The 13,190-nt window shown below is 47.8% G+C and carries 10 protein-coding genes; 2 read left to right on the top strand and 8 right to left on the bottom strand.

All coding sequences use genetic code 11. From position 1 onward, the window contains the following. Positions 1 to 327 precede the first annotated feature (327 nt). From HJG54_RS33575 to HJG54_RS33555, 5 genes are all read right to left on the bottom strand, one after another. Positions 328 to 1,986, bottom strand: a complete 1,659-nt coding sequence (locus HJG54_RS33575) for a hypothetical protein (RefSeq protein ID WP_316436254.1) — start codon at positions 1,984 to 1,986, stop codon at positions 328 to 330. A gap of 28 nt (positions 1,987 to 2,014) precedes the next feature. Then, on the bottom strand, positions 2,015 to 2,851 hold the full coding sequence (locus HJG54_RS33570) for a hypothetical protein (RefSeq protein ID WP_316436252.1): 837 nt from the start codon (positions 2,849 to 2,851) through the stop codon (positions 2,015 to 2,017). A gap of 340 nt (positions 2,852 to 3,191) precedes the next feature. Beyond that, positions 3,192 to 3,677 (bottom strand): DsbA family protein, encoded by a 486-nt coding sequence (locus tag HJG54_RS33565; protein WP_316436251.1) that lies wholly within the window; start codon positions 3,675 to 3,677, stop codon positions 3,192 to 3,194. A 90-nt stretch (positions 3,678 to 3,767) separates the two neighbouring features. Further along, entirely contained in the window at positions 3,768 to 4,601 is an 834-nt protein-coding gene (locus tag HJG54_RS33560; RefSeq protein ID WP_316436250.1) for a sensor histidine kinase, read from the bottom strand. Positions 4,602 to 5,039: 438 nt separating this feature from the next. Continuing rightward, positions 5,040 to 5,189 (bottom strand): hypothetical protein, encoded by a 150-nt coding sequence (locus HJG54_RS33555; RefSeq protein ID WP_316436249.1) that lies wholly within the window; start codon positions 5,187 to 5,189, stop codon positions 5,040 to 5,042. 121 nt (positions 5,190 to 5,310) lie between these two features. On the opposite strand from HJG54_RS33555, the gene HJG54_RS33550 reads away from it, so the two are divergent. Together HJG54_RS33550 and HJG54_RS33545 are read left to right on the top strand one after the other, a co-directional pair. Beyond that, entirely contained in the window at positions 5,311 to 5,913 is a 603-nt protein-coding gene (locus HJG54_RS33550) for a Crp/Fnr family transcriptional regulator (protein ID WP_316436248.1), read from the top strand. A gap of 440 nt (positions 5,914 to 6,353) precedes the next feature. Beyond that, complete coding sequence (locus HJG54_RS33545; RefSeq protein WP_316436247.1) at positions 6,354 to 6,977, top strand: response regulator transcription factor; 624 nt, start codon at positions 6,354 to 6,356, stop codon at positions 6,975 to 6,977. A gap of 44 nt (positions 6,978 to 7,021) precedes the next feature. Here HJG54_RS33545 and pflB read toward each other — a convergent pair whose 3' ends face one another. The 3 genes from pflB to HJG54_RS33530 all read right to left on the bottom strand — a co-directional run bounded on the left by pflB (position 7,022) and on the right by HJG54_RS33530 (position 13,164). Further along, the gene (gene pflB / locus HJG54_RS33540; RefSeq protein WP_316436246.1) at positions 7,022 to 9,250 is read right to left on the bottom strand and encodes a formate C-acetyltransferase; all 2,229 of its coding nucleotides are present in this window, start codon (positions 9,248 to 9,250) and stop codon (positions 7,022 to 7,024) included. A 172-nt stretch (positions 9,251 to 9,422) separates the two neighbouring features. Next, positions 9,423 to 11,849, bottom strand: a complete 2,427-nt coding sequence (ppsA, locus tag HJG54_RS33535) for a phosphoenolpyruvate synthase (RefSeq protein WP_316436245.1) — start codon at positions 11,847 to 11,849, stop codon at positions 9,423 to 9,425. Positions 11,850 to 12,198: 349 nt separating this feature from the next. Further along, entirely contained in the window at positions 12,199 to 13,164 is a 966-nt protein-coding gene (locus HJG54_RS33530) for a YeiH family protein (protein WP_316436243.1), read from the bottom strand. Between the last annotated feature and the right edge of the window lie 26 nt (positions 13,165 to 13,190).

The following is a 13,190-nucleotide window of genomic DNA, read 5'->3' as shown; positions in this document are numbered from 1 at the left end:
ATTGTAGATTCCATCTTTTGAAATTTGCTAACGTACTGGTTTATAAAAAATTATAGAATCTAGTTCTATTGTTTTTTATACTTTAATGAACATAAAAATCATCAGATTGGTACGTTTTTACCTTGAAGATAGGCCGGACAACAAACTCAAACATGGTCACAGAAGTGAGACGACCTGCTGCACGATTGGAGGGAGCACATTGCCCTCAAGTTGCTGCACCACCAGGTAAAATACCGCAACATAAACGGCTGGCCTAGAGATCGCAACTCAACACTTCATAGCTGCTGTCACTCCGAGTGAAGTACGCGCGCGTTGAGAAATCCACTTCTACGAGAACGAACGATAGTTGTGTGGTTGAGATCGCCGCTTGTTGTGGCCAAACAGAGTTTCCAGGCGGCGAATCAGCCAGTAGGCGCACCGATTCAAGGCATGTTCGGTGAAAGTATCGGCTCCGCCCCAAATGGGAATCTTCGTGCCTAAGCGGGTAAAGGTATCGTAGACAATAAAACGAGCCACCTTTGCCTTTTTACCAGCTGTGGAGTAAATCACCTGACAAGCGTAAGCAACATTACCAATAAAGGGAATCAGACCAATCAAAAATGCAACCCAGGGGATTTCAAACCCGGCAATTACAGCTTGAATCATCCGATAGAGGGTGTAAATCGACCGCAGGATTGGCCCATCAATCACAAAAAATAATCCAAAGGCGACTTCGTTAATTACCCCCATACCAAACAGCAGCGGCAGAACCGAAATTTCAAACAGCAGGATGATCACTTTAATCGCCAGGTAAACGCTCAGATCAACTAGATAGCTGCTGCTCCGCTCTTGCTGCAACCGTTGGCTTAAGAAATCAGCTTCCTCATCGGTGAGTTGCTTCCGGTCCTTCCAGATTTTGACTCGCTCCTGAATCGAATTTCTAACCATAGTCAAACGATAGCGTTGCGACGTTAACGCCTTCCAGGTGTTGAGCAATACTTGCCTGTATTGGATTTGTTTTAGCTTGTTTAAGAGTTTTGTCAGGAGAATGACGGGCAGCGTAGTTAGTTTGTAACCAACCTTCTTGGCTACTCGGAACAGTTCTCGACCATACCATTGCATGGGGTGATTAGCATACCAGTCTGCCTGTTGTGGAGTGAGTTTACCTTTCTTGAGCTGGTATTGGATACTTTGCTCAATACCTTTTGTGGTTTTCCAGTCCCGCTGGTGCTGGGCTAAATGGGCAATATTTTCGGCAATTGCTTCGTATCGTTGCTGGCCTAACTGTTCAATGATAGCGTCTCTATGATTGGCAATATATCGCTTCAGCCTGCAAATGTCCACGTCGTCAAACAGGGCATGGCGATACTGAATCGCTTTTGGAATATAGAACGAAAATAGAGTCAGAATGTTTAGCGGAAACAGTGCCGGCACGCCAGATTCTAAGTCAATCCAAACAAACTGGTAGTTGTAGATATCGTTAATCTGGCTAGGTTCTACATTGGTCAACAAGAAATTATTCAGCGCCACCGGGTTGCCCTTGCCAGCCTGCCAGACCAAGCCATCAAATCCCGCTTCCATCAGCCGTTGCTGTAGGGGACGCATGATCTGCCGCGTCAGTACGGGTAATTCACGCCTTCTGCGATAGGTAAACGGTTGGCAAAGCGCAATACTTCTGCCCTGGACATATTCTGTGTCTAATTGATAGGCTTTGAATGATTCATTCCATGCAGTGGCGATTGCGTCCGCTACTCTCAATCTATCACCAAACCAGAATTGCACCAGCTCTGCCAATAGCTTGCGGCGGTAATAAGCACAGCGAATTGCGCCTTCATTCCAAATGTAGGAATTGGGCACACCGAAAAAAACATAGTGAACTAACTTCGTCAATCCATCGCTTTGGAATATCTTCCTGGCAATAGCAATGTCGTTAGATTCGACTAGGTAAACTTGTCCGGATCGACCCGCACCCAGTAAAGTTCCATCTGAAACGGTTTCTGTTTTCACGCTGATTTTAAGTTTGTGCTCATGTTTTTTACCTTATGATGAGGGATAAAAACGCCTCATCCACTGTGTCTTCCATCAGTTGGGGATCGGGCAATTGGGCCATTTCACCTTCGCTATTCAGGTAGGTCTGTCCGTCAGCCGGAATTTCAGTGGGCTTCACATCCGTTTGCCGAAATAGCACAGCGGAATTGGCCGCCATTGCCAGCAGCATTCCTAGATTGATATCTGTGTTGGTGGCTCCTTCGATGACTCGCCCTGTTTGTTCATTCACCGTGGCGTGACAAAGAGCACAGGTAATCCCGACCCGCAGTTTGCCATGATCGAAGTGATTCACCAGCCCTAACGGCACTAAAGAGCCTTCGGCAACATCCAGTCCTGTGTTGATCATGGTGCCAGCTGGGAAGGTGCGATTGCCCAGCTTCACCTCCTCATCCAGCGTTACCTGAAGATTGGAGGTAGGTTGTCCTTTCAAGGCCAAGATGGATTTTGCTAGTTTGCTAATTCCTAGCGGTCCATCCAGAATTCCCACGACATCAGTAAACAGTACATCATTACCAAATGTCTCTTGATAAAATGTTCTCCGCCCCAGCTCAAGCAGATCCTCGGTGATTTCAACCGCACCATTCTCAGGAGATAGATGCTCGCGTCCGGCTTCGGTTTGCAGGAGTTGCTCGGCTTCTGCTTTGCTGATCACCTGACCCAACACATCATAGGACCCAATCCCTCGCGGCGCAGAATGGGTAAGAGGGGTGTAGGTGGCATTCAGATCGGGAGGCTTAGCTGGTAGAGCAAGTTCCATCTGGTAGCCCAGGAAGCCAGCCAGTCCGAGCAACGCAACCAGAATAATCACAACCCGGAGTCGCATGAGTTTCTCCAGTCAATGTTCATAACAGCATAATCGACGTTATCTTTCAGGTTCGACCATAAATGTGACTAGAATGTGATACATGTCTTCCACCAACCATAAATTGCTTCTCAAACGCGATTCCGACCTGAATGTAATTAGCTATACGTTTAAGCATTAAATAGCTTCAAAAATATCAGCCTAAAGGAAGAGAAGTGAAACCTTTGCTTAGTGTGCACAGTATATAGCTAAATTTCAGCATATACCTGGCTCAACGCTGAAGTGAGCACAAGAGCGATTCATACCTCTATTCAGCAACGCCAGTGTGTCTATTTACTGTACATTACATAATTCGCAAATATCATTGTTTAACCAGTTCGATTGCAGTTAAGAGAGCATCTTGAGTCAATGAGCCGTTGTAGCGATAGTTATTAATAAAGAAAGCAGGAGTTGTTGACACACCGCTTGCCTTACCGCTTTGCAGGTCCTGCTGAATCCGATTCACATGCATGTCCCCTGTTACTTCTCTAAGAAATTGATTGATATTCAAATCGAGTCTACTCGCATATTCAACTAAATGGCCATTACTGAGTTCCTGGTGATTTCTATATAGACAGTCATGCATCTGCCAAAACCTATCTTGGCTTCCTGCTGCTTCTGCCGCTTCTGCTGCATGTTGAGCATCTGGATGAATATCATGGCAGGGAAAATGCCGATACACAAAGCATAATTGTTCGCCTAACTGCTGCTGCAATGCTTGAATAATCAGGTAAGCTTCAGCGCAGTGGGGACATTGATAGTCCCCATATTGGACGAGTGTGATTGGTGCCGTTAGCGATCCCTGCATATGATCGCGGCTGCTCACAGGGAAAATAAGTATATTCACTAGAACTCCGATATTGACATAGAGGCAATGCGAAAATCGAAAATGCAAAACTCACTGCTCACTGACCGTTTGAATAAGTGGCAACCTGACACAAACAGTAGTGCCTAGCTGTTTAGAAGATTGAATCTCTACTGTTCCAGCATGGGCAGCAATAATTTCTCTCACAATCATCAGCCCTAGCCCGTGGCCCGATGATTTAGTTGTAACTGGATAATGCCCTAGAGCCGCGATTAAGTGAGGAGGAATCGGAGTTCCACCATTACGGATTTGCATCGAGATCTGATTGATCCGAGGAGTGACTTGAACCTGAATGGTGATTACCTCTCCAGGATGGACGGCCTCGCAAGCATTGACCAAAAGATTCAGGAAAACCTGCTTGAGCTTATCGCGATCGCCTTTTACAGTGCCATCACAAATATCATGGGAAATATCATTACAAACACCATCACAAATCATGGGAACAAAAACAATTTGGCGACTGGCCGCAATCGTCAAATCCGCAGAGAGCTGTATCACTTCATGGATTAAATCGACCAATCGAACGTCTTGCCATAAAAGCATGGAAGCATGGGAAGCATGGGCATAGGCCAAAATTTGATCAGTCATCCGCTTCAATCGCTCTGCTTCCTCCACGGCCATCAGCAATCGAGTCTGCTCAAGTTGATTTAATGGCATTTTCTGACAGGCTTCCAAGACATTTAAGATGACGCACAATGGGCTTCGCATCTCATGAACAATCATGGCCGCGTGCTGTTCAACCGTCACCGGCGCAGAAGTTGGTACAGTCTTTCGAGTCTGCTGATGTCTAGATTCAGCCAATCGTTGCTTCGAGAGAGGAACGACTTTATCGCTTGGTGAGATCAGTTCTGCTTGAGTGAATTGCATTGCAAATCTCCATTTCGGTTGTTTGGGTGGATTCAGTTTAGATGAACGAAACTTGTGGCGCAGATGAAAAGAGTATTAAAAAAATCTTAAGTTGATTTCAGTTTAGGAAGTCGCCTACTAAAAACCACTGCCTATCAAAATAGTCTTCAACCTAAACCAAAGCTTAAAACTGAGTTATGCCTTTAGGATAGGGAAAATCCTATACTTACGGTCAGGATCAATTGACTGCCAGTAGCTGTCTTCTATGCATCCATCTGACTATAGCTTTTTCCACTCTGGTAAGGTACGAGGGATGTGGGGGCTTCGCCCCTACGCAGGGACACGGCCCACCCCATTTTTTGTACTTCATTAGCCTGGAAAAGGCTGTAAGTAAACAACATAGTTCAAGCACTGGCAGCTCGAAGCCGCACCTACACAGACTAAACCTGCCTTCGCGGGTTATTCATCCACAAGACTGGTCGGCTCAGGGCGTTCGACGAAGCTCAGCCGAGTCGCCGACTTGGTTTGGATAGCGGCGGTTACGCTACGAGAAGCCGCTCCGCGTCTAGAACCGCTATGAGCAAACGATTTTTCAGTCAAGCAGGTCAAAGAGTTTTTCTACTTAGAAATCATTTTCAAATCGCGTTGATTGTGGTAAGTTTCAAGGTCGATAAGCACGACCTGCTTAACACTCTGTTCTGTCTATTCTACCTGAGTCTAAAAGCCACCTATGTTGCCACGATTCAATCTTGACGACCTACCCGCAGACCTGAAAAGCCAGATTACTCGACGCTCACTGACTGGGAAAGAGTGCTTATTTCTAGATGGAGATCCTGCCAATTATATCTATTACGTAGAATCTGGCGTGATTCGCCTGCTGCACTATACCGAATTAGGGCAGACGGTAAATCACTATACACTCATGTCAGGCAACTTCTTAGCCGAGGTCCTGATTGTCTCCGATAAATACCTCTGTACGGCTGTCGTAGAAGAACCTGCCGAGGTCTTGGCTATTCCCAAACAGGCATTCATTAACGCCCTTTCCCAAAATCCTTCGTTGATGATGGCTTTTTTAGGAGAGGTGGCCTATCGGTTACATATGACCAAGGTGATGATGCAAATTCGCAGCATTCGTTCTGCCTCGGAACGAGTATTGAATTACTTGCGAGTTACTGTTCCAGCAGGCACGAATGTGATCGTTCTCGATCGTCCCTTAAAGGAAATTGCCTACAATCTAGATCTAACTCCCGAAAGTCTCTCCCGCGCCTTAGCCCAACTTCAAGAAGAACGTTACATCAGCCGTGAGCGTGGCCGGATTATTTTGCATCGTTAGAGATCAGTAGGTTATATCAAATTATGCACAGCGCTCAATTAATCAAAAATTTTATACATAATATACTTTTTGTGCTCATTCTAATATCCTAAGCAAGTGACTTTTATCTTACTCGTATAATTCATCAAATATTATCAGACTTCTCATAAGTTGAAGTCTCTTATTGCAAGCGCTACGCCCAGATTACCAATCACTTCTAGTTCCTACACAGACAGCCCTAGCAGATTTCCACTCTATCTGCGCTCGACCTTTTGCCAAAACCTGTTCCTACCAGACCTTTTAACTCCTAACTCCTCTCTACACAAGCCCTAAAAACTCTCTTGAAGAAATCCTTAAATTGATTTCAATCAAGTGGATTATTTCACTCTTCTGATATATTCGTTCCAAACGTGGTTGGGCAAAGGTTTGAGTTGCTTCAGAAAGAAAGGACAAATCACCAGATGCTGGTTCCCATTCGGTTATTAATTGCAGACAACCACCCTCCAATGCGTGAAGGTTTATCTGCCTTATTAGAAAAACAGCCTGACTTTCAGGTAGTGGCTTTGGCAAAGAATGGACCTGAAGCAATTGCCCAATATCAGCAGCATCGCCCCGATATTCTATTGATGGACATACGCATGCCGGAAATGGAAGGTACAGATATCGTTGTCACACTACGAAACCAATTTCCCCAAGCGCGGATTATCATCCTCACTATCCACGACGGCGATGAAGACATCTATCAAGCTTTGCGTGCTGGAGCCTGCGGCTACTTGCTCAAGCATGTGCCCTGTCAGGAATTGTTTGAAGCCATTCGTAGAGTTCATGCTGGCCAGAAATACGTGATGTCATCCGTTGCTCAAAAGCTGACCGAGCGGTTTTCCGACTCTGAATTGACAGATCGGGAAATGGAGGTGTTGCAGCTGATGGTGCAGGGAAAAAGCAATCGCACCATCAGTGAAGAACTTTGCATCGTGGAGGGTACGGTCAAATTCCATGTCCGCAACATTTTGGAAAAATTGGGAGCCAGCGATCGCACTCAAGCCGTCACAATTGCGCTGAAGCGCGGGCTGGCTCGACTCTGATCAATCGAAAACTATTCAATTGCAAACCATTCAATTGAGAACCATTAGAACCGATCGTGGAACGTGCGCTTGATCACATCCAACTGTTGCTCACGAGTCAGCTTGATAAAGTTGACCGCATAGCCAGAAACGCGGATGGTTAACTGCGGATAGAGTTCGGGATGATCTATCGCATCCAGCAGCATCTCGCGATTCAGAACATTCACATTGATGTGGTGCCCGCCGTCGTGGAAATAACCATCCAGCATTCCCACTAGATTAGTGAATTGATCCTCCTCAGTTTTGCCTAGCGCTCCAGGAACAATCGAAAACGTGTTCGAGATACCGTCTTGTGCGTAGGCATAGGGGAGTTTGGCAACCGAGGCCAGTGATGCAATCGCGCCCTTGCTATCTCGTCCATGCATGGGATTGGCTCCGGGCGCAAAGGGTTCTCCGGCTTTACGGCCATCGGGTGTGTTACCGGTTTTCTTGCCATAGACTACGTTAGAGGTGATGGTTAATACAGATTGGGTCGGAACTGCGTCTCGATAGGTTTTGTGCTGCTTCAGTTGATTCATAAACTGCTTCACCAGATCAACCGCGATCTGATCAACTCGGTCGTCGTTATTACCGTACTTGGGAAAATCGCCTTCAATCTGATAATCAACGACTAGTCCAGCCGGATTCCGAATCGCTTTGACTTTGGCATACTTGATAGCTGACAACGAGTCTGCCACAACCGATAACCCAGCAATGCCGCAGGCCATAGTCCGAAAGACATCGCGGTCATGTAGCGCCATTTCCAAACGCTCGTAGCAGTATTTATCATGCATGTAGTGGATTACATTCAGCGTGTTGATGTAGGCTTTTGCCAACCAAGCCATCATGTGGGTAAACTTCTGCATTACCTCATCGTAATCTAAGTATTCGGCAGTAATTGGAGAATAGGTAGGTCCAATCTGTTCACCGGATTTCTCGTCTTTGCCGCCGTTGATGGCATACAGCAAGCACTTAGCCAGATTCACCCGTGCCCCAAAGAACTGCATCTGTTTGCCAATTCGCATCGCTGAGACGCAGCAGGCAATCGCGTAATCATCCCCCCAGTAGGGCCGCATCAGATCATCGTTTTCGTACTGAATTGAGCTAGTTTGAGCTGAGGCTTTCGCACAATAGCGTTTGAAGGGAAGCGGCAATCGTTCGGACCATAGCACCGTCAGGTTCGGTTCGGGAGCAGGACCCAAGGTGTACAGCGTATTGAGAATCCGGAAACTGGTGCGGGTCACCAGTGGTCTCCCATCCACACCAACACCGCCAATCGATTCCGTCACCCAGGTAGGATCACCAGAGAATAGCTCGTTATATTCCGGCGTGCGCAAAAACCGCACCATCCGCAGCTTCATCACAAAGTGGTCAATTAGCTCTTGCAGTTCTGATTCGCTAAAGACACCCTGTTGTAAGTCGCGCTCAAAGTAAATATCCAAAAACGTCGAGACCCGCCCCAAGGACATAGCCGCCCCATTCTGCTCTTTCACCGCAGCCAGATAGGCCAGATACAGCCACTGCACGGCCTCTTTCGCATTCGCAGCGGGACGACCGATCTCGCAACCGTAGCTGGCCGCCATTTGCTTCAGTTCAAACAAGGCTCTAATTTGTTCATTGAGTTCTTCGCGTAGACCAATTGTGTAGCTGTCAATCGTGTCTACTTCCAGCGATTCGAGCTGGGTTTTCTTATCGTCAATCAGCCGATCTACGCCATACAGCGGTACCCGCCGGTAATCACCAATAATTCGGCCTCGACCGTAGGCGTCTGGTAAGCCGGTAATGATGCCTGAGTGCCGCGCCAAGCGCATCTCTTTGGTGTAGCCATCGAATACACCGTCGTTATGGGTTTTGCGATATTTGGTGAAGATTTCCTCGGTGGCTGGTTCTAGCTGATACCCATAGGCTTCCAGCGAGGCTTTCACGACTCGAATCCCACCAAACGGCATGATGGCCCGTCTCAAGGGTTTGTCGGTCTGTAGGCCCACAATTTGCTCTAATGTCGAATCAATGTAGCCGGGAGGGTGGGACGTCACTGTGGAAACGATTGCCGTATCGGCGTCCAGAATGCCCTTTTCTCGTTCTTGCGCCATTAACGCTTTCACCTGATTCCAGAGGGCATCGGTCCGAACGGTTGGCCCAGTCAGAAACGCTTCATCGCCTTCATAGGGCGTGTAGTTGGTCTGGATGAAGTTGCGGACATCGATTTCGTTCATCCAATTACCGGAATGAAATCCTTGCCATTGCTCAAACATAAACTTTTTGCCTCCTATAGGAGTGGTGACGGTTAAGCAATGAGTCTCAAGTGGCAGGTTGCAGAAAAATTTAGAGGGTTGGAGGGTTGCTTGGTCACTGGAAACTCGTTTCTCGGTCCATATTCGTTATAGAGGAAGAATTTGAGGAACTTGTGGGGAAAACCGTTGAACGCTAGCCAGCTTCAACGGCGGCAATTGCCAGCAGCGTCTTCAGCACCGAATCCGGGTTAAGGCTAATCGAATCGATGCCTTGTTCCACCAAGAAGCGAGCAAACTCTGGGTAGTCGCTGGGCGCTTGACCACAGATGCCGATCTTGCGGTTGTGCTGTTTGGCTGTAACGATTGCTTTGGCAATCATGCGCTTGACGGCTTTGTTGCGTTCATCGAATAGGCGAGCTACCAGGGAAGAATCGCGGTCGAGTCCGAGGGTTAGCTGCGTCAGGTCGTTTGAGCCAATCGAAAAGCCATCGAAGACTTCACTGAACTCATCGGCTAGAGTTACGTTACTGGGTAGCTCGCACATCACATAGACTTGCAGGCCATTTTCACCCCGAACTAGCCCATGCTTGGCCATCTCGGCCAGTACCGCTTCGCCTTCTTCTGGAGTTCGACAGAACGGCACCATCAGAATTACATTGGTCAAGCCCATTTCATCCCGGACGCGCTTCATCGCCTGACACTCTAAAGCAAACCCATCCCGATAGCGATCGTCATAGTAGCGCGAAGCGCCTCGCCAACCAATCATCGGGTTTTCTTCTTCGGGTTCAAACTGGCGGCCCCCCAGAAGATTAGCGTATTCATTGCTCTTGAAATCCGACAGGCGCACAATCACCGGCTTGGGATAAAAGGCGGCAGCGATGGTGCCAATCCCTTGAGCTAGCTTGTCTACAAAGAACTGAGCCTTGTCTTCGTATTGGGCGGTTAGTTCGGCAATCTTGTAGCGGGCTAATTCATCCTCCAACTGATCAAAGTGCAGCAGCGCCAGCGGATGGGCCTGAATCTGGTTAGCAATAATGAATTCCATCCGCGCTAGGCCAACGCCATCATTGGGAATAGCCGATAGGCTAAAAGCCTCTTCTGGATTGCCCACATTCATCAAGATGTTGGTACGGGTGCGGGGCAAATTCTCTAACGCCACCTGTTTGATTTCAAAGGGTAACAAGCCGCTGTAGACTCGCCCTTCTTCCCCTTCGGCACAGGAGACCGTCACTTCCTGTCCGGTTTGCAGCACTGTCGTGGCATTACCACAACCGACAATAGCTGGAATACCCATTTCTCTGGCAATAATTGCCGCGTGGCAGGTGCGTCCACCCTGATTGGTGACGATGGCGCTCGCCCGTTTCATAATCGGTTCCCAGTCCGGATCGGTGCGATTCGTAACGAGCACTTCACCGGCTTGAAACTGATCGATCTTGTGGACATCCAGAATTACCCTGGCCTTACCCTGACCAATCATTTCTCCAACAGCTCGACCTTTCACCAAAACATTGCTTTTGTGCTGCAGTTCATAGCTCCGCAAAATATTTTGTATTTTTTGCGATTGCACGGTTTCGGGCCGCGCCTGCACAATGAATAGCTCGTTCGTCACGCCATCCTTCGCCCATTCAATGTCCATTGGTGTATAAATTCTCCGGACATTCGAGTAGTGGTCTTCGATTTCGCAAGCCCAGCGAGCCAGAGTGAGAATCTCCGCATCGCTGAGGGCAAACTGATGGCGTTGTTCAGGCGGTACAGACACGTTCTTGGTAAACTTCGAGCCGCCCAAGTCATAGACCATCTTGATTTCTTTGGTGCCCAGCCGCTTTTCCAGAATCGGTTGGAAGCCTTGCTTCAAGGTAGGCTTAAACACCAGATACTCATCTGGATTCACCGCACCCTGCACTACATTTTCTCCTAGACCGTAGGCTGCTGTAATCAGCGCCGCATCTTTAAAGCCAGTTTCTGTATCGATTGAGAACATTACCCCAGAGGTGGCTAGATCGGAACGCACCATTTTCTGCACCCCGACCGAAAGGGCAACATTGAAGTGGTCAAACCCTTTGATCTGCCGGTAAGAGATAGCCCGGTCAGTAAAAATCGAGGCAAAGCACTTATGGCAGGCATCCAGCACGCCTTGCACACCATGTACATTCAGATAGGTTTCCTGCTGTCCGGCAAAGCTGGCATCGGGCAGGTCTTCGGCAGTGGCGCTCGATCGAACTGCTACGTCAGTATCTGGACCGTAACGGTCGCATAGCTTCTGGTATCCTGCAACAATCGCTTCCTGTAGCTCATCGGGAAAGGGCGTTTGCAGAACCAGCGAGCGGGCTTGCTTACCGACCTGACGCAAACTGAGCACATCTTCTACATCTAGATCGGCAAACAGACGGCGGAGCTTCTCTTCTAGCCCGGCAATTTCGACAAAATAACGATAGGCATGAGCGGTGGTGGCAAATCCATCCGGTACACTAATGCCCTTGGGCGTCAACTGTTGCAGCATCTCACCCAAAGAGGCATTCTTGCCGCCCACTAGGGGAATATCTGTAATCCCAACGTCCCGAAATTGTAGAACAAAGGCTTTAGTTTTTGAATTTAATGCAGTGGCTGTTGTTGGTAGCATGGAATCTTTTCCTCCAGCCTGGTTGGATATAAAAGTAGGCTTGAGAAACGAGCCGGCGCTAGCTGTTTCTAGACTCTACAGTTCTGGTTATAGGAAAAGAATATGGGGAACTTGTGAGGAGGAGCGAAGGGAAGGAATTGCCCAGAAAAGAGGGGAATTTGTTTGAGCATTAAGAATTGCAACACTGCCATACCAACCCGAGCGCCTTATAGTCAACCCCCTCACCGCTCGGCTGATTTTTCTGGCCCCATGGGGGCAGTGCACTCGCGTCGAAGCCCCCCACCCCTCACCCCTCACCGAAACACTATTCACCATTTACTGCTCTCCTTAGTAACACTGGCTATCGGGCCTAGCTCACCATAAAGCTGGTCATCAGCAGGCTGACCAGGGAAAGGAAGAGCCAGGATGCAGCCGCTAGATAGATGGGCTTAAAGCCAATTTTTGTCAGTCGCTTCAACGTTGTCTCTAACCCCATAGCGGCAAGCGACATACAGAGGAGAAATTGATTTACTGAAAGTGTAAGAGATTTTATGCTTTCGGGTACAAGATTGAGGCTATTAACAAATACTAATAAAGCAAAGAATACAACGAACCAAGGAACAGGAATTTTAAACCGATGTTTCGTCTTATTAGAATTCAAATTTGAATACTGATTCTCCCAACCCAGGAAGCCAACGATTGGAATCAGGAGCAATACACGCGATAACTTTGTAATTGTAGCGAACTCACCACTGATGACTCCATTTTGAAATCCTGCGGCAATTACTTGCGCTACTTCATGAATCGAGGCTCCACACCAAATCCCAAAAGCTTGGGGACTGATCTGGAATAAGGCAGGAACCCAGGGATACAGCAGCATGGCGCAGGTACCGAATCCGGTAATGGCAGTAATAGCATAGGCCATATCTTCCTCGGAACTGTCTATTACGGAATTGGTAGCCACCACAGCAGAGGCACCACAAATAGCAGTCCCTGCAGCAATCAGGTGGGTTAGCTTGCGGTTAATATGCAGATATCGCCCTAACCAGCAGGTTAGATAAAAAGTACTAACGCTGCTGGAGATCACAATCATTAACCCAACTGGACCAACCGCTAACACCTCAGTCAAACTGAGTTTGAGTCCCAGCAAGATCACCGCTAGCCGCAGAATTCGTTTCATGGAGCAATGAATCCCAGCCCGGAAGCGGCTGGGAGTACCCCAGAAATTCTGAACTGCCATACCCACGAAAACAGAAATTAATAATGGATTAAAAAAAGTAAGCGTTAGTGCATGTTCGATTAACAAAGAAAAAGCAGCAATTAGTGCCGTTAGCATCAGACCCGGAAGCAGGGCAATACTCT

It is taken from the genome of Leptolyngbya sp. NK1-12, assembly GCF_032598965.1.
Lineage (GTDB): Bacteria > Cyanobacteriota > Cyanobacteriia > Elainellales > Elainellaceae > Elainella.
This window is presented reverse-complemented; position numbering and strand designations above follow the sequence as displayed.